Annotated in this window: 12 protein-coding genes; 11 read left to right on the top strand and 1 reads right to left on the bottom strand. The window is 37.9% G+C overall.

Going from position 1 to position 18,470, the window contains the following annotated elements:
- The coding region (locus PQ479_RS06710; protein ID WP_273716836.1) for a hypothetical protein at positions 1 to 188 on the bottom strand (188 nt) is incomplete at its 3' end.
- Positions 189 to 560: 372 nt separating this feature from the next.
- On the opposite strand from PQ479_RS06710, the gene PQ479_RS06705 reads away from it, so the two are divergent.
- From PQ479_RS06705 to PQ479_RS06655, 11 genes are all read left to right on the top strand, one after another.
- Positions 561 to 3,068 (top strand): PIG-L family deacetylase, encoded by a 2,508-nt coding sequence (locus PQ479_RS06705; RefSeq protein WP_047988455.1) that lies wholly within the window; start codon positions 561 to 563, stop codon positions 3,066 to 3,068.
- A 162-nt stretch (positions 3,069 to 3,230) separates the two neighbouring features.
- Positions 3,231 to 4,445, top strand: coding sequence for an ROK family transcriptional regulator (locus PQ479_RS06700; RefSeq protein ID WP_047988456.1), 1,215 nt, complete (start codon positions 3,231 to 3,233; stop codon positions 4,443 to 4,445).
- A 2-nt stretch (positions 4,446 to 4,447) separates the two neighbouring features.
- Positions 4,448 to 5,920 (top strand): argininosuccinate lyase, encoded by a 1,473-nt coding sequence (gene argH, locus PQ479_RS06695; protein WP_047988457.1) that lies wholly within the window; start codon positions 4,448 to 4,450, stop codon positions 5,918 to 5,920.
- Between the two features lie 26 nt (positions 5,921 to 5,946).
- Complete coding sequence (locus PQ479_RS06690) at positions 5,947 to 7,254, top strand: extracellular solute-binding protein (protein WP_047988458.1); 1,308 nt, start codon at positions 5,947 to 5,949, stop codon at positions 7,252 to 7,254.
- Positions 7,255 to 7,353: 99 nt separating this feature from the next.
- Positions 7,354 to 8,301 carry a carbohydrate ABC transporter permease gene (locus PQ479_RS06685; protein ID WP_083991222.1) on the top strand — a complete coding sequence of 316 codons (948 nt, stop codon included), beginning with the start codon at positions 7,354 to 7,356 and terminating at the stop codon, positions 8,299 to 8,301.
- Between the two features lie 14 nt (positions 8,302 to 8,315).
- On the top strand, positions 8,316 to 9,131 hold the full coding sequence (locus PQ479_RS06680) for a carbohydrate ABC transporter permease (protein ID WP_047988459.1): 816 nt from the start codon (positions 8,316 to 8,318) through the stop codon (positions 9,129 to 9,131).
- A gap of 206 nt (positions 9,132 to 9,337) precedes the next feature.
- On the top strand, positions 9,338 to 10,975 hold the full coding sequence (locus PQ479_RS06675; protein ID WP_047988460.1) for an AMP-binding protein: 1,638 nt from the start codon (positions 9,338 to 9,340) through the stop codon (positions 10,973 to 10,975).
- Between the two features lie 252 nt (positions 10,976 to 11,227).
- Positions 11,228 to 11,992, top strand: coding sequence for a class I SAM-dependent methyltransferase (locus PQ479_RS06670; RefSeq protein ID WP_047988461.1), 765 nt, complete (start codon positions 11,228 to 11,230; stop codon positions 11,990 to 11,992).
- Positions 11,993 to 12,818: 826 nt separating this feature from the next.
- Positions 12,819 to 16,421: an alpha-amylase family glycosyl hydrolase gene (locus PQ479_RS06665; protein ID WP_047988462.1), complete on the top strand. Its 3,603-nt coding sequence runs from the start codon at positions 12,819 to 12,821 to the stop codon at positions 16,419 to 16,421.
- Positions 16,422 to 16,594: 173 nt separating this feature from the next.
- Positions 16,595 to 17,683 (top strand): YncE family protein, encoded by a 1,089-nt coding sequence (locus PQ479_RS06660; RefSeq protein WP_047988463.1) that lies wholly within the window; start codon positions 16,595 to 16,597, stop codon positions 17,681 to 17,683.
- Between the two features lie 230 nt (positions 17,684 to 17,913).
- A complete protein-coding gene (locus PQ479_RS06655; protein WP_047988464.1) occupies positions 17,914 to 18,183 on the top strand; it encodes a hypothetical protein in 270 nt (89 codons plus the stop codon).
- Positions 18,184 to 18,470 lie beyond the last annotated feature (287 nt).

Genomic DNA, 18,470 nt, shown 5'->3' with positions numbered 1-18,470 from the left:
AAAGAGGAAGAAAGCCCGAGCAAACGAGGAATCTCGGGGTTGCGAGGAGGAAAAGAGGAAGAAAGCCCGAGCAAACGCGGAATCTCGGGGTTGCGAGCAGAAAAAGAGGAAGAAAGCCCGAGCAAACGCGGAATCTCGGGGTTGCGAGCAGAAAAAGAGGAAGAAAGCCTGAGCAAAACGAAATACAAGTTTATAACCACTTAAGCGGAGGTTATAAGTACGCACAGTGCCAAATGATTGACGAGCAGCATGATTTTCGGTAGCGCCACCCTGCAGGACGCGGAGCATAACTTTCGGTAGCGGCGAGTCGTGCACTATGTTCGCACCATCTTTCGTACAAACAATAAGAAAAAAGTGCTAGACAATTTTAAGTTTTCTATTTATAATTTTAATAAAATATTGAATATTACATAAAAAGACTCTGTTATTAAAATTTATATGTCGATATACTAAACATGTTAAGTTAGTAAGGAAACTTTATTAACTTAACCCTCAATAAACGAACAGCAATAAAACGACATCATGAAAAGCCGACAAAAAAATTGATTGGAGGTTTTTAGATGAAAAAAGTAGTTGTTCTACCCCTTTTGTTACTTTTATTTCTTTCCTCACTACCATTCATCGCAGTTAATTCTCAAGCTCAAAGTGAAGATCCTGATTTATGGAAGGTTCTCAAACCATTGACAACTACCACTAGTTTCTTAAACACGGGTGCCCATCCTGATGATGAACGCAGCCATTTACTAGCCTATTTATCATTAGGCGAAGGAGTTAGGACGGGGAGTTTAATAGCAAACCGTGGCGAAGGTGGTCAAAATGAAATCGGCTTAGAGATTGGAAATGGGTTAGGAATTATCCGATCAGAGGAGCTGATTGAAGCTTCAGACATTACAAATGTGGATTTAATTCTATTAAGTGAAGACATTGATGACCCGATTTACGATTTTGGTTTTTCTAAATCAGTCGAAGAAACGTTAAATGAGTGGTCAGAAGATATTGTCTATGAGCGTTTAATACGTCACATAAGAGAGTACCGACCTGAAATTGTCTTCCCTTCTTTTAGAGATGTGCCATCCCAACACGGACATCATCGGGCTATTAATGTCTTAACAATGAGTGCTTTTGATGATGCAGCTAATCCAAATGTTTTTCCAGAGCATCTTGAAGAAGGTTTAGAAACATGGCAAATTAAGAAACTCTATTTACCTGCAGAAAACAAGGAGAGTGCAACGATTTCAATTGAAGTAGGGAATACAATTGATCCTATTTATGGGAAAACCTATGCACAATTAGGGGAAGAGTCTCGCTACCTACATAAGAGTCAGGGTATGGGGCGTGAATTACCAGTTGAACCGTTATATGTTGATTTAGAGTTAGTTCAATCTGTTCAAGAAATACCGGAGCAAGAAGAAAGTATCTTCGATGGGTTATATAAGGACTTTGAAGAAGTTGTTGATGGGCTGAAAGGTCATGAAAACCAAATAAGAGGTGCTTTAAAAAATGTTCAAAAGTCTTTGGATAAAGTTGTCGCAGAATACCCGAATAGGCAAAAAGTGCTTATTGCATCTCATAAGGCATTAGAGGAAATTAAGAAAGCGTATAAGAAGATTGAAAATAGTAAAATCAATGAAACATTCAAAGCGGATCTTTTATATAAATTCGACGTAAAGGAGCAACAGTTATTTGAAGTTTCCAATGTGGCCTCCTCACTCCAAATAGATGTTGAATTAGAGAACGTACAGTTAACTCGTGGTGGAGAAACAGAAGCGACGATAACCGTTAAAAACAATGGTCAAGAGAAAATAGAGAGTTTACAACTGCAACTGCTTGTTCCAAAAAATTGGGAGGTTGTAGGTGGTGCAAAAGGCAGGACCTTAAAACCGAATGATGAATTAGAGGTGAAGTACCAAGTAAAAGTGCCAGAGGATGCTCCTTTTTATCATCCATACAAGGAAAGTGTTATAAAAGCTGAAGCAATTTACAAAGTTGGTAAAGCGACTGCGAAGCTACAAAAGGAACCTAATGAAGTAGTCGCAATTTTGCCAGACGTTTCAGTTGATTTTAGCCCAAGGCAGCTATCGTTAAACTTGCTGGATCCACCGGAGATTATAGCCGTTCAAATGGAGTTAACAAACCACTTACCTGGAGAAAGCACAGCCTATCCATCTTTGCAATTACCAGAAGGCTGGCATTATACAACAGACCAAGAGTCTGTTCAATTTGAGGAACAAGGTGAGAAGAAACAAGTAGAATTTGATGTGTTTCCTAGTTCAGATATTCCGAATCAGTTTGAGATTTTAGGTGAGGTAGAAGTTCATAATCGTCTCTATTCAACGACGGTACAGATGATTGATTATGATCATATTAACACCTCCTACTATCTCTTTGATTCTTCTTCAAGTGGAGTCGCATTTGAACTAGAAATTCCCGAACAATTAAAAGTTGGTTATATCGATAGTGGTTTTGACCAAATTGCCGACCACTTGATGAATATTGGAGTAGATGTTACGAAGGTTAGCAATGAAGAGCTTAGTAGTGGTAACTTAAATCATTATGACACGATTGCACTTGGAATAAGAGCATACCGGGATCCGGAGCTTAGAGAGTATAATGATCACTTATTAGATTATGTCGAGAATGGAGGTCATTTAATCGTTCAATATCACACGATTAATGACGGATTTAGTGAAAGTATGGCACCTTATCCATTAACGATCGGTCGACCATCTATTAATTGGCGTGTAACAGATCAAAATGCTGAGGTTAGGTTATTTAACCCCGATCACGCTATTTATCATTATCCTAATGAACTTTCTAACGCCGACTGGGAGGGTTGGGTGCAAGAACGTGGACTTTACTTTCCATCAGCTTGGGCGGACCAATACGATACATTCTTAAGTATGGCAGACCCTAATGAAGAACCTTTTGATAGCGGAATATTGATGGCTGAGTATGGAGAAGGAACATATTTGTATACCAACCTTGTTTGGTATCGACAAATACAAGGTCAAGTTCCTGGGGGCTATCGGATATTTATGAATTTGTTAAGTTATCCGATAAGTCAGTAGGTCTAGGGGCTAATCGGGAAAAGTTGTGAACCAGGAAGAGGGAATAAGCTAGCCAAAAGGTGCATATGAGATAAAAAATGCACGGATTGGCTAGCTTTTAAAAGAAGGGACAGTAAGGAAGTTTTACAAACTAAATGAAATCTTATTCAAGGGGCTTGGTTCATGAATGTAAATAAGAAAAATACACCTAATTACCTGAAGATACTAAATAAAAAGAAAATTATGCGTTACATCGCTGAACATGATAAGAAATCACGGACGGACATTGCTCAAGCATTGATGATTAGTAAGCCGACAGTCTCACTCATTGTTGATGAACTCATAAATGAAGAATGGATTTTTGAAAAAGAAAGCCATGAAGCCAGTGTACATGGAGGGAGGAAACCGATACACCTTTATTTAAATCCAATCGCACGTTATATGATTGGAATTGATATAGGCGGTACGAATATAGAAATAGGTTTACTGAATATCAAAGGTGATGTTATTCAAGTGAATGTTTTAGATACTCAATCATTATTGCGAGAAGGTATGATGGATAAAATTTGTGAATGTGTGTTTGATTTATTGAGGAAAAATCATATTGAAAAAGAGAAAGTGTTGGCCATTGGAGTAGGAGCACCAGGAATTACCGATACAAATCAAGGTATTGTACTAGAAGCACCTAGTCTAGGTTGGGTCAATTATCCATTAAAACAAGAAATACATAAAAGAGTAGATATCCCTGTATATGTAGATAATGATGTCAATGTTGCGATATTAGGGGAACAGTGGAAAGGAAAAGCACGCCATGCGAATCATGCCATTTTAATAACGCTAGGTACTGGAATTGGCTGCGGTATTATCGTTAATGGTGAATTATATCGTGGACATCATTATGCGGCAGGTGAAATTGGATATTTGATTACAGATAAAAACAAAATGAAAAGTGGGACTATTCAAACATTTGATGGTTATGGATTTTTAGATAGTCAAGTGGGTGGATACTCGATCGTAAAAAAAATGGAGGAATTGCTTCTACAAAGGGGCCAAGGACATCCGTTAAAAGGAAAAAAACTAACAGCCAAAATGGTATTTGAACAAGCGATGAAAGGGGAAGACGATTCGCTCAGAATTATTGATGAAGCCTTGGACCACCTTGCTTTTGCCTTGGTGAATGTCATTAGTATTTTGAACCCACAATGTGTTGTTTTAGCTGGTGGATTATCAAAATCTGGTCATTGGTTTCTTCCTAAAGTGCAAGCTGTATTAGATAAGTATCTGCCGCTACAAACAAAGGTGGTCTTAACAGAATTAGAGCATATCTCAATCATTGGAACAGGGGCACTTTGCTTAAGTGAGCATGAATCATTGCTAAAGCATGAGAGGATGGTGTAAGGATGACGCGAATTCGTTCTGAGCAATATATCTTAGAAACATTAAAGCCGACCTATGATTTTACAAAAAGCAATTACTTTCCTTACATGATGGAGATTAATTTAGGGCATCTGTTAATGCTAAATAAACAGAACATTCTTGGGGAGGATGAGGCGAAGCTTCTTTTAAAAAAGACGTATGAGTTATATCAAAAAGGTTACACAAAAGAATATGATTCAAGTTATGAAGACTTATTTTTTATGATTGAGGCAGATTTAGAGGAAGAGTTAGGGGGTGAATTAGTTGGGAATATGCACATCGCCTTTAGTAGGAATGATATGGATACGACGATGTTCCGTATGTTTTGGCGAGATTGTCTCTTAAATTGGATGAATCAAGTAATGGAGTTAGAAGAAGTGATATTAAGGCTAGTAGATGAGCATATTATGACCATAATGCCAGCACATACGCATAATCAACAAGCCCAACCCACGACACTTTCTCATTATTTAATGGCTGTAGAACAAAACCTTTCAAGAGATTTAAAACGTGCTATGTCCTTATATGACCGTATCAATGAATCACCGATGGGGGCATGTGCACTTTCTACAACGGGATTTTGTATCGACCGAAAATATATGTGCCAAGTATTAGGCTTTGATCAAGTGATGGCAAACTCATATGATGCCGTTGCGACTTCGGATTATCTCATGGAAATGGCTAGTGTATTATCTATTTCATTATCTAATCTTTCACGTTTTGTCTTTGATTTAATTTTTATGACAACAAATGAAGTAAATACATTGCGCTTACACGATAAACATGTACAAACGTCAAGTATCATGCCTCAAAAAAGGAACCCTTCTGCTTTAGAGCATACAAGAGCGTCAATTAGTAAGGCGTTGGCAGATCTACAAGGGTGCTTTAAGGTTGCACATAATGTTCCTTTTGGCGATATCGTTGATATTGGTGATGATATTCAACCGCCTTTATTAAGAGGGGTCCAGCAGTCTACTTCAATTATAAAGATTTTGACTGAAATTTTAGCTGACTGCTCATTCAATTCAGAATTGATGATAGAAAGAGTGAAAGGTGGCTTTTCAACGGTAACCGAATTGTCTGATACCCTTGTTCGTAATGAAGAAATTCCTTTTAGAAAAGCTCATGGTATTGTCGCTCATATGGTTCATGAACTCAATCAGCAAGGTCAAAATATGAGTGGTGGTTCTGTCGAGCGTTTAAAGGAAATAGCGAGGGAAAAGTATGATTGTATACTTCAGATTACGAATACAGATTTCAGAAAAGCCTTGAACCCGACAGAATTCATTCGTGTTAGAAACATTGAAGGAGGACCTGAAATGAACGAGGTGAAACGACAGAAACAAGTATCTTTTACTCGCTTGCATCAACATAAAAACTGGGTTTCAGAGAAGTTAAACCATATACAAGCATCTAAGCAGTACTTACAGCAAGAAGTTGAGTTATTCATTCAATGAAAGAAAATGATGAAGGGGGATTTAACGTGAAAAAATGGTTTCTTTTATTTATTAGTAGTTTCCTAGTGTTAGTAGTAGGGTGTAGTGAAAGTACTTCGGATACGGGAACGAATGATCAAGGGGAAAGTCAAAACGGTGAAACCGTTGAGATTGAATATTGGCAATACCATTTTGATTCAAAAGTGAAATTAATGGATGAATTAATTGCCGAATTTGAAGAAGCGAACCCAGGTATTAAAGTGAAGCAAACGACATTTCCTTATGACCAATTTAATGAAAGGGTAGCAGCACAAGTACCAGCAGGACGAGGGCCAGATGTGATTAATCTATTTTATGGATGGGTGCCAAGATATGTGGATTCAGGTTATTTACAGCCATTACCTCAGGATGCATTTTCTCATGAAGAAATTGAATCAGAATTTTTCCCAATGGTAGAGTCAGTCAAAATTGATGATGAATACTGGACGATACCAACTGCCGTGAGAACGCTGGCCCTATTTTATAATAAAGATTTATTTGAGGAAGCGGGATTAGATCCAGAACAGCCACCAACAAACTGGGATGAGCTGGTTGAATACTCTAAACAGTTGACGATTCGTGATGGTAATGACCGCTTACAGCAAGCAGGAATGGCGTGGGAACCTAGTCAGCAAGGGCATCATTGGTTTAGAGATGGGTTATTATATCAAGCTGGTGGAGAGTCTTTGAGTGAAGATCGTAGAACGATTTTATGGGATCAATCACCAGCAGGCTTAGAAGCATTTAACTACTGGCTAGATTTTCCGACGACACACGCAGTGGGTGAAAGGGATTTTTATACTGATGATGTAACGGCATTTATGACAGGGCATGCGGCGATGAATATTGATGGCTCATTCAGAATCGGTACATTACAAGCGGATGCTCCTGATTTGAATTATGCAATTGCCCCACTACCAGTGAAAGATGAACAATCTACACAAGCTTCTTTCTGGAGTAATGGAATAACTTCAGGAGTTGAAGGTGAAAAGTTAGAAGCCTCCGTCAAATTTTTGCAGTTCTTAACCTCAGAAGATGTCATGGAGCGTTGGCTGGATGAAATAGGGGAGTTACCTGCGAAGGAAAGTGTAGCGATGCAAGGCAAGTATTTAGAGAGTGAATTATATGGAGCGTTTATTGAACAGCTACCATATGCGAATGCTCACTTTTTTGTTGATGAAAGCCAAGAAAGGGATTTAGTCATTCAGGCAGTAGATCGAGTCTTACTACAAAATGTTGAACCAGAAGAAGCTTTTGAGGAGCTTGTTACAGAAACGCAGAAACTCTTTGATGATTACTGGACAAACCGAGATTAGTGATTCGGAGTAAGAATGGAAGGGTTACTTTGAACCTTTCCATTCCTACATCTTATAAATCGCTAGTGTGATGAGGCATCTTTTAGAGGAGGTCATTAAATGGCTGAACCAACGATAAACCCTAAAAGTCCGATGAAGCGTAGAAAAAGCTTCACTGCCAATTGGACTTTAACGCAAAGGAAGTATTTATTTGTTTATTTATGCTTGATGTTACCCCTACTATTTTATATTTCTATTCGTTTTATTCCGACCATATATACATTTAACATCGGGTTTCGAGAATGGGATATCCTTTCTCCAGAAAAACCGTTTGTAGGTTTAGAAAATTATGTGACGTTATTTCAGGATCAAGTTTTTCTGAAGTCATTGTGGAATACATTTATTTTTATCGTATTAGGTGTTGTTGGACAAGTTATTATTGGATTGGGTATTGCTTTATTATTACAAAGGATTAATCGATTTGTTGGCGTTTTTAGAGTCATCTATTTTATTCCCTATGTAACGAGTGTTGTAGCGGTAAGTTGGGTTTTCCGTTGGATTTTTATGAATAACGGTATTGTAAACGAATGGTTGGTTTCATTAGGAATACCCGCTCAGTTATTTTTAGGATCGCCTGATCAGGCGATCTATATCATTATTGGTACAATGATTTGGCAGGCCCTAGGTTTCCAAATGGTTATTTTTCTTGCTGGTTTAGAAAATATACCTAAGATTTTTTATGAAGCAGCAGAGGTTGACGGGGCTAATTCATGGCATAAATTTAAATCTATTACTTTACCTTTATTAAATCCGACGATCGTTTTCTCCGTTGTAATAGGCAGTATTAACTTTATTCAAGTATCTTTTACACAAGTTGTGAACATGAGTGTTAATGGAGCTGGAGGGCCGCTTCATTCGACCATCACAATTGTTGTTTATATTTATCAGCTAGCATTTAGACAATACAGTATGGGTTTAGCCTCAGCAGCGACCGTAATTTTATTCATTTTTATTCTTGCATTAACAATCTTCCAAATGAAAGTTCTTTCGAAAAAATATGATTATTAAAGGGAGTGCAAGGAATGAATAAAAAAATGAAGTCAATTCTTATATATAGTTTGCTTATTGGTGGTTCCATTATCATGTTGTTTCCTTTTATTTGGATGGTTTCAACCTCATTAAAAGGAGCATTAGATGTCTATTCATTAAGTATTATTCCAGAGAATCCGACTTTGGATAATTACCGACGTATCTTCCAGGATACTCTTTTTGGAAAATGGTTTATTAATAGTTTAATTATTGCGGTCGTAACGACGATAAGTGTTGCTTTTTTCGATACATTGGTCGGATATATCATTGCGAAATTCAGTTTTATAGGTAAGACGGTTATTTTTATTGCGATTTTAAGTACGTTAATGGTACCTACGGAAATGCTAATTATTCCTTGGTATTTAATGAGTTCTGAATTTGGCTGGGTCGATAACTACTGGGGTTTATTGTTTCCAGGTCTGATGACTGGGTTTGGTGTCTTCCTAATGAAGCAATTTATGGGGGGAATTCCGGATGATTTATTGGATGCGGCGAGAGTAGATGGTCTTGGTGAGTTTCGCATTTTCCTTAAAGTAGCGATTCCGCAAGTGTGGCCAGCGATTTCAGCTTTATGTATCTTCACGTTTTTAAGTAATTGGAATGCTTTTCTTTGGCCGTTAATAGTACTTGAATCTCCAAATCTCTTCACATTACCAGTTGGATTATCCTTCTTCGCTTCAGGTGAATTTGAGTCGAGGTGGGAACTCATTATGGCTGGAGCTACTATTACAGCCTTACCACTAATTCTCGTATTTTTCTTGTTACAAAAGCATATAATTAAAGGCATACAATTAACAGGATTAAAATAAAAATAGGCGGTCTTAGCTCGATGATTTATTGTGCTAAGGCTGTTTTAATGTGGTAATTTTTTATATATTTTTCTGAATAATTAGAATTGTGACTTGGTTTTATATTATAATAAAGCTATCGTTATGAAACAGCGAATTGTATGCGTTTGCATGATTAACTACTTTAAAGGATGCTTTCAATTGAATGAACGTGAGGGAGGATTATCATGTCTGATATTCAAAAGCCTATAGGGAAGTTATTAGAGGATATGGCCAAAAAAATACCTGATCACGAAGCTGTTGTTTATCAAAAACAAGGTTTACGTTATTCCTATCAACAATTCGATCAGCTCTGCCGACAAATTGCCAAAGGCTTTATGGCACTTGGTATTGAACAAGGTGAACATACGGCTATTTGGGCTACGAACAAGCCTGAGTGGTTAACTACCCAATTTGCTTCAGGGAAAATGGGGGCTGTATTAGTGACGGTTAATACAAGTTATCGAGCATCAGAATTAGAGTATTTATTAAAGCAATCAGATTGCACGACTTTACTTTTAATGGATCAATTCAAAGCAGCCTCTTATATTGAAATGTTATACGATATTATCCCGGAACTAAAGCAAACAGAGAAAGGGCAATTACAGGCGAAAAAATTACCTCATTTGAAAAATATCATTTATTTAGGTCATGATGAATATCCAGGTATGTTTACATGGAAGGATATCCTTGAAAAATCAGATTTGATATCAGATGATGAACTGAACGAAAGAATGACTAGCCTTCATGTAGATGATGTTATTAATATGCAATATACATCAGGTACGACAGGTTTTCCTAAAGGGGTTATGTTAACGCATCGTAACTTAACTAACAATGGTAAGAAAATAGCCGAATGTATGAATTTGACCTATCAAGATAGATTGTGTATTCCTGTGCCTTTTTTTCATTGTTTTGGTTGTGTGATTGGCAACCTTGCTTGTGTTTCTGTTGGAGCGACGATGGTGCCTATTGAGCAATATCATCCAAAGGACGTACTTGAGACGGTTTCCAAAGAGAGGTGTACAGCCTTGCACGGAGTACCGACCATGTTTATAGGGGAGTTAAATGAGCCAGATTTTGGACAATATGATTTATCATCTTTACGCACAGGTGTTATGGCAGGATCGAATTGTCCTGTGGAAGTGATGAAAGCTGTGGTCCATAAAATGGGGATGTCAGAAGTAACCATTTGTTATGGTCAAACAGAAACCTCACCTGTTATCACACAAACAAGAGTAGATGATCCGCTTCAACTACGTGTTGAGACAGTGGGAAGAGCACACCCCGATGTGGAAGTAAGAATTATTGATCCTAATAGCGGTAAAGAAGTACCTCGAGGTGTACAAGGAGAGTTATGTACAAGAGGTTATCACGTAATGAAAGGCTATTATAAAAATCCAGAAGCAACAAAGGCCGCTATCTCAAAAGAGGGCTGGTTGCATACTGGAGACCTCGCGGTTATGGATGAAAATGGATATTGTCGGATTACGGGTCGTCTAAAGGATATGATTATTCGTGGTGGTGAGAATATTTATCCGCGAGAAATCGAGGAATTCCTTTATCAATATCCAAAAATTTTAGACGTTCAAGTTGTAGGGATACCCGATGAAAAATATGGAGAAGAAGTATCGGCGTGGATTATTCTAAAAGAGGGAGTAAGTGCAACAGAAGATGAAATCAAACAATTCTGCCAAGGGAAAATAGCTTATTTTAAAATTCCGCGTTACATAACGTTTGTAACGGAGTATCCCATGACGGCATCAGGTAAAATACAAAAGTTTAAGTTAAAGGAATTAGCCAAAGGAGCCTTTGGGTCTGTTTAAAAAGTGAAGTCAGTTTATGCCCAAAACTAGTCTTATATGAAAAGAAATCATTTATTCAATAAAAATGATTGAATATTACGTTTAATTGTTGTCCAATTTTTTACTTCGTGTTAAGTTTATAACATTATACGTGAAAGTGAGTGGAAGCTATGATAGTCAAATTAAAATTAGAGGTTAAAAAAGTAAAGGTACTGATCGGTTAATCTATGTAGATTACCCTTCAGTAAAAAAATTAAATACGGAGGGTATATCATGTCTTTTAGTTATTATGGAGAGCTTTGCACAGAGGTTTATGATCTAACGAAAAAAATTGGTCAATCATTTGATGGTGATATTGAGTTTTATCAAGAAAAGTTAAAGGGATGTCGTGGACAAATATTAGAAGCGATGGTCGGTTCTGGCCGTGTATATATTCCCCTCCTACAAGCGGGGCTTGATGTAGATGGCGTTGATTATTCAGAGAACATGCTAAATTCTTGTCGTCAGCACTGTGATTCTCGTGGTTTGAAGTCGAGTTTATTTCAAGCAGACCTAAGGGAGCTATCTTTACCTCACAAATATGAGGCCATTATTATTCCAGCAGGATCGCTTTTATTAATTGAAAATCGCGAGGACTCCATTCAAGTACTTAAGAAACTATATGAGCACCTTGAGGTTGGAGGAAAACTATTACTTGATTTATTCATACCGGACGACCTTTTTCAAGCAAGTCAATTCGAAGGGGCTTCTACTTTCCATTCGATAAATGGAGATATTATTACAATGGAAGAAAAACTGATAAAGGTTGATTGGCTAAATCAATTCAAGGTTTCCTACTTGAAGTATGAAAAATGGCGACAGGGTGCACTCATTCAAACGGAATTGCAGCGGTTTGGACTACGCTGGTACGGTGTGGAAGAGTTTAAATTAATTTTAGAGAATATTGGATTCTCTCAAGTGGAGATTTCAGCGGACTTTACTGATGGAAAAAAACCTTCAAATAGTAAACAAGCAATCGTTTATGAAGCGATTAAATAATAGATTTTTTACTATGAAGGAGATACTCAATCTATTCCTGTCATTCAAACGTAACGAAAATCGCGATAAGTAAAGTAAATACCCTCACTTCATAATAGATAGTGAGGGTATTTGATTTTTTTAACGACTTAATCATAATGTCAACAGACTATGCAATGGATTTGAGATGAAAGTCTTGTGTAAATGGTTGTGACTTCGGCTCATGCCACTTTACTAATAGATGTGTCAACAAAGACACTTGCAATCTTACTTAAATCATAGTAACTTAGAGATAAATATGAAATCGTTTTCACATTTAGTGCGACTATTGTGCGAATCTTTTGATTGTAGGAAGAAATGAGCTGTATACATAAATATTCGTACCACATTCATACAAGGCCTAGATAGCAAATCCAATTCACTTTGCCACCAACAAACACGAAAGTAGCGTTCGCCTTCAACTGGTGGCATTTTGATCATATGTCTTTGCTTCTTGGTTTGTTAGCTTTTATTACTTTTCATTCAATCGTTTTGTATGAGAAGTGTACGAACCAAGAAGCCTGCATTAACCCAAGCGGAGGGAATGGGGAGGCCGACTCCTGCAGGAGGGAAGGGCAGGCCGAAATCCACTTGCGATAGCAAGTTAGTTTGGCGCCCGCCTGCGGAAAGCGTGCCCCCCATTCCCGCAGCGATCTTCGAAGAAGAACACATGAGCTTTAAGCAACTTTCATACAAAACGTTTCTCACACATATTAATGCAACCGTTTGCACTAATGTGCTAACTTTTCCATAGGTAAGTAGGGTTCAAACCCATTACATAAACAAAAATTGAGAGGAGAAACATGTTATGACCAAACAGAATCGTTCATTTGTTTCATTGTTTTTAGCTGTTTTATTAGTTGTTTCCGCTTTCATAGGGTACATGCCACAACAGCAGGCGAAAGCCAATGATGACTTAATTAATCCGGTAGTTGAGCAAGATAAAACCGTATTATTTCAGTATGACGGTCATCTAGATGCTGAATCTGTGAAGGTAGCAGGTAGTTTCACAGATTGGCAGAATAGCGCTATTGAACTCCAAAAAGAAGGGGAGCTATGGACAGGGCAAGCTGGCCCACTTCCTGCAGGAGCCTATGAATATAAATTAGTAATAGACGGAAATGAATGGATAGAAGATCCGAACAATCCGTTACCTTTAAAGAATGACAACAGCCAATTTGTTGTTACAGGATTAAGTTTGAAGGAAGTGCCGAATGCGGTAGAGAAAGAACAGACATACCCACTTCAAGCACTAAAGGTGCAAGAGGATGGAGCCGTTGAAAAAGCGAGCGATGTCCAATGGTCACTTTCTGAACAAGTGGCAGGTGTCAGCATCGAGCAAAATGAACTTGTTATTGCCGATCACGCTGAAGCTGGCGAGAAGTTAGAGCTTGTCGCTTCAAAAGGTGATGAGCAAGCTCGTAAAACAATCGAGATCATCGAAGGTATGTACGAGTATACGATTCACTATCATCGCACGGATAACCAAGTAGAAGATTGGCAGCTATGGATCTTTAACAGTGGTGTTGATGATGCCGCTTATTCATTTTCAGAACAAATAACTATCGCAGATTCTTTTCAATTTGCCAAAGGAACTTTTTCTTTTCCAGAAGATCAAATTACAATTTTACCTCGATTAGGTGATTGGGAACAGCAGGAAGGGTTCAACCGTGATATTGATATGCCTGTAAACGCAAACGAAGTAGCTGTTTGGGTGATTGAAGGGATAGAGGAAGTCTTTTATTCAGAAGAAGAGGCTATTGCTGCATTAAACTCTGAGCAAATGCCTAGACATATTCGATTCCATTACGACCGACCTGATCGAGATTATGAGGGTTGGAATTTATGGGTATGGGGAACGAATGCACAAGATGATCAAATCGATTTTACTGAAATCAAAGATGGTCAAGCCTATGTAGATATTGCCGTTAGTTCTTCAGCAGACCGAGTAGGTTTTGTATTAAGACAAGGTGAAGATTGGGATACAGCGAAAAAAGATGTAGATCCCGATCGGTATATCCAACTTAACTCACAAGATTTAGTGACGAAAGTTTTCGTTCAAAGTGGTGAAGTTCCATTCCATACAGTTCCTGAAGTTAAGGGCCCTGAAATTGAAAGTGGAAATGCCACGTTTTATTATCGTGATCAAGAGCTGTATTACTTGGATGCGATGGGTGAAATTGAACAAGTTGAATTATCCTTTATGGGCGAACGTTTTCCAATGAAATATGAAAGAGAAAATGAGCGTTATGTCTATCACTTCGAAGGACTAGAGACAGGTAAGCATGAGTATTCTTTCTTTGTCACGATTGCAGGTGAAGAGTTTGAAGTGGCTGACTTTTATAATGAAGTCGATGGTCAGTCCTATATTGAGTTTGATAACCCTAAATTATCGATTACAGGTCAGTTTGAACCTAGTCAAGTGACGTATAATCAGAATGCCGTTTTATCGGTTGAACTTGAATTAGAAGATGAGGTTGAGATTTCTGAATTATATGCAGATACGTCTAACATTGGTGGTTCAAGTCGTCTTTCGATCGATCCAGAATTAATGACTGTGACAGTTGGTGTTGATTATGACACCACAGCAGGAGAAAAAGAAATTCCTATTTACGCTATTGATCAGTATGGAAATGTACACAGAGGAGAAACGACGTTAACTATTGAGACGCGTCAGTTTGTCGGTGATGCAGATTTTGATTGGGATGAAGCAAGGGTTTATTTTCTTTTAATTGATCGTTTCTTTGATGGGGACCCAACGAATAATGACCCTTATGGGGTAGGGTATGATACAGAGGAACGAGGAGCTTATCAAGGCGGTGATTTAAAAGGAATTACTAAGAAGTTAGATTATTTAGAGGATCTAGGCATTAATACAATCTGGATTAATCCGATTGTAGAAAATATTGTCTATGATGTTCGTCACGCTGATACAGATCCAGAGCCTGGTATCCCTTATTACGGTTATCATGGTTACTGGGCAAGTAATTTTGAAGAAATTAATCCTCACTTTGGAACGATGGAGGATTTCCATGAATTGATTGATGAAGCACATGAGCGTGGTATGAAAATTATGCTTGATGTCGTTTTAAATCATGGTGGTTATGGGTTAAAGGGATCGGATGCTGGTAATGAGCATATTCCTCATTTTCCAACGGAAGAAGACCGTGAGCGTTTTGAAGGGATGTTCCGTGATGGTGGGACAGATACAATTAAAGGTGAACTAGCAGGACTTCCTGACTTTTTAACGGAGGATCCAGAGGTTCGTCAACAAGTTATTGATTGGCAAGTAGATTGGATTGAAAAATCAACGACTCCAAATGGGAATTCGATCGATTATTTCCGTGTTGATACGGTACTTCATGTTGAAGATACAACATGGATGGACTTTAAAAATGAGTTAACGAGAGAAATGCCTGAATTTAAAATGATTGGTGAGGCTTGGGGTGCTGGTCAGCATGATGACTTCGGTTATTTACAATCTGGGATGATGGATTCCTTGCTAGACTTTGAGTTTAAAAGTTTAGCAAGAAATTTCGCGAATGGCTCTCTTGAGCATGTTCAAGGTTTATTAGAAGAAAGAAATAAACAGCTCAGTAATCATGCAACATTAGGGCAATTTTTAGGTAGTCATGATGAGGACGGATTTTTATATTCAGTCAATGGAGATGTCGGTAAACTTCTCGTTGCATCGGCACTACAAATTACGGCTAAAGGTCAGCCTGTGGTCTATTATGGGGAAGAATTAGGGTTAACAGGTGCCTCGAACTATCCTTACTATGATAATCGTTATGATATGGCCTGGAATGACGTAGAAGGAAACGAAGTCCATGAGCATTATCAAACGTTACTAAATATTCGAGCAGATTATTCGGAGTTGTTTTCAAGAGGAGACCGTTCTCATGTAGCAGGTAGTGATGAGGAAGGATATCTTATTTTTGAAAGAAGTTATGGTGAAGATAAAGTTCTTGTCGCTTTAAATACGAATGAAGAAGCGATTGAGGTTGAATTAAATATTCCTGAGATGGAAGGTACATTAACGGACCTTTATAGTCAGACGGAATATGAGGTAGAAAATGAGACGATTAATTTTGAAATTCCATCCATGCAAGATGGAGCGACAGCTATATTTGTATTAACAGCTGAAGAGCAAGAACCACCAGGTACTCCAGGTGGAGAAGTCCCTGGTGGTAACGGAGGGGACGATAAAGGAGAGCGTCCAGAGGATGAAACGAATGGTAAGGACGAAGAAAAAGAAAAAGAAAAAGATAACGGTTCAAAGAATGAGCAAGAAGATACTTTACCAAACACAGCAACGAATGCTTATAATTGGTTACTAATTGGAGGTTTTATTTTTATCGCAGGGGCCGCGATATATATCTATCGTAAACGTAAAAAAGTTGCGGTGTAATAGACGTTCAATTATATGTTTAGAGAAGCCTAGCTAGAGTATGATTCTAGCTAGGTTTATTGGTGGGGGAGTAGCGGGACTCTATTATTTTTTGCATGATTAGTTAAAGACCGTTCCGGGTTATAGATAATGACATAGATTATCCTATATAAACGTATAAGGATGGTAAAACTATGAAATTTAAAAATAAATGCTTGTCACGAAGTCAAAGGAAAAAGTTGCTTGACCAATTGGTTCCCGTATTTCCGATTAATCCTTTCCCACCTGTGCCACCACCTATACCGCAGAATAATTGTTTAGTGTTTGTATCGAACTTCTTTTCAGGAACTATATCTGTTTTTTCTACAAGTCCGCTAGAGAATATCGATACGATTACGATAGGAACCCCTTTCTTTGATACGCCTAGTGGTATTATTTATAATCCTAATAACCAACGGGTTTATGCCTTAGATGAAACGGATGCTGAGCTCTTTATCATAAACCCGTTCACGAGGCAGATTGAAGAGACGATTCAATTAAGTCAAGCACTGCCAACTCAATTGATTTTTAATCCTGAAAAAGATGAATTATATATGGCCAATTTGAGCCAAAATTCTGTGACGGTTTTTGATACGATTACAAATACGGAAACATTAATTGTTCCAAATATACCTCGGGCAACAGATATTGCATATATTAATAATGGAGCCGATACGAAGTTATATGTTTCTAACTATGGTCAAAATCCTCCGCCTGTTACCAATACGGTTTCGACGATTGATTTAGGCACAAGCCCACCTACAGTAGGTTCCATTCAAGTCGGGAATTTACCGGTTGGTGTTCTTTATAATCCAAATGTTGGGCGTGTTTTTGTTGCCAACCAACAAAGTCAAAACTTTAGTGTCATTGACCCGAATACTGATACGGTTGTGGCAACGATTCAGACACCAGGGTTATCTCCAAATCTGACCGATTTTAATCCAAATACGAACTTGCTGTATGCGGCTAATCAGAGCTCTAATCCTGATGGTACTTTTGAAGTTACAGTTATTGATATGGTTACGAACCAAGTAGTTACGACCATACCTGGGCTTCTTGGTAACGGACGTGATGTTTCCATTGATCCAGTTCGTAATATCATTTATGTTTCGAGTGCTGCTATTGGCTCAAGGGATGGATATTTAACGGCTATTAATGGTCAAACAAATGAAATAATTGATTCGGATATGTTCCCAGGATTTGATCCGAGTCACCTCGTTTTTGTTCCGGTTTGTACAGCTTAAAAATGAAGAATCCCCCTAACCTTTCTGCTCAAATGAGTGGGGAGGTGTTTCTTTGTGGATTATGTTTGGTTAAGAAAGTTAAAGAGACTTTTTTTGTATATCCTTCGTCTAATTCGTGAGGAGTGAATTGATGAAAAAGAGAGGGTTTATATTAATAGGTATTCTTTTGGAAATGTTTTCAATTTTTTTTTGTTTCTAATGTACCAATAAAAGCTGAGTTGTCTATTGAGATGGTGGCATTTAATAGTGTTACAGAAGATGAAAAGACAGAATTCATTCCTGTTAGCCCGAAAGATTCGACAGTGACGAAAATAAAACTCACAAATGAAGTTAAATTATTTATTGATAGAAGTTATAACAAGCTTCAAGTATATGAAGTTATCTTTAACCCTAAAATTGATTCAGCTAAAAAGCTAACGGTATATGTAAGTTTGGATAAAGAAACTGTTATTGGGAAAGGGGTGAAATCGCACAGGGAAACGAGCCAAAGTTCACTTTGATCTCGCCACCTTAGTTTATATTGCTTCGAAACTCGCTGTTGTGCGGATACGTGCAAGGCTGTGGTGCTTTTGTTCAAAAGTCCAAACAATTCTCTTAATATTTCATATCATGAAGGTGGGAGGGAGTGGTATGAATTTTAAAAATAGTAAAGGGTGTCAATCGAAAACTAACGGTTTAGAAAATATTAGGTTCCATAATGACATTAGTTCTCAGCTTCTCTTTCGAAGAGGGGTAACCGGGTCAGTGGGTCCACAAGGAGCAACCGGTCCGACGGGAATAGGAGTAA

It is taken from the genome of Alkalihalobacillus pseudalcaliphilus, assembly GCF_028610675.1.
GTDB classification, from domain to species: Bacteria; Bacillota; Bacilli; order Bacillales; family Bacillaceae_D; genus Alkalihalobacillus; species Alkalihalobacillus pseudalcaliphilus.
The sequence above is the reverse complement of the archived record's forward strand: the minus strand, read 5'-3'. Positions and strand labels throughout refer to the sequence as shown.

Excerpts from the sequence above, each read along its gene's own strand:
- PQ479_RS06705 (WP_047988455.1), top strand. The coding sequence starts at position 561 with ATGAAAAAAGTAGTTGTTCTACCCCTTTTGTTACTTTTATTTCTTTCC.
- PQ479_RS06700 (WP_047988456.1), top strand. The coding sequence starts at position 3,231 with ATGAATGTAAATAAGAAAAATACACCTAATTACCTGAAGATACTAAAT.
- argH (WP_047988457.1), top strand. The coding sequence starts at position 4,448 with ATGACGCGAATTCGTTCTGAGCAATATATCTTAGAAACATTAAAGCCG.
- PQ479_RS06685 (WP_083991222.1), top strand. The coding sequence starts at position 7,354 with ATGGCTGAACCAACGATAAACCCTAAAAGTCCGATGAAGCGTAGAAAA.
- PQ479_RS06680 (WP_047988459.1), top strand. The coding sequence starts at position 8,316 with ATGAATAAAAAAATGAAGTCAATTCTTATATATAGTTTGCTTATTGGT.
- PQ479_RS06675 (WP_047988460.1), top strand. The coding sequence starts at position 9,338 with ATGTCTGATATTCAAAAGCCTATAGGGAAGTTATTAGAGGATATGGCC.
- PQ479_RS06670 (WP_047988461.1), top strand. The coding sequence starts at position 11,228 with ATGTCTTTTAGTTATTATGGAGAGCTTTGCACAGAGGTTTATGATCTA.
- PQ479_RS06665 (WP_047988462.1), top strand. The coding sequence starts at position 12,819 with ATGACCAAACAGAATCGTTCATTTGTTTCATTGTTTTTAGCTGTTTTA.
- PQ479_RS06660 (WP_047988463.1), top strand. The coding sequence starts at position 16,595 with ATGAAATTTAAAAATAAATGCTTGTCACGAAGTCAAAGGAAAAAGTTG.
- PQ479_RS06655 (WP_047988464.1), top strand. The coding sequence starts at position 17,914 with ATGGTGGCATTTAATAGTGTTACAGAAGATGAAAAGACAGAATTCATT.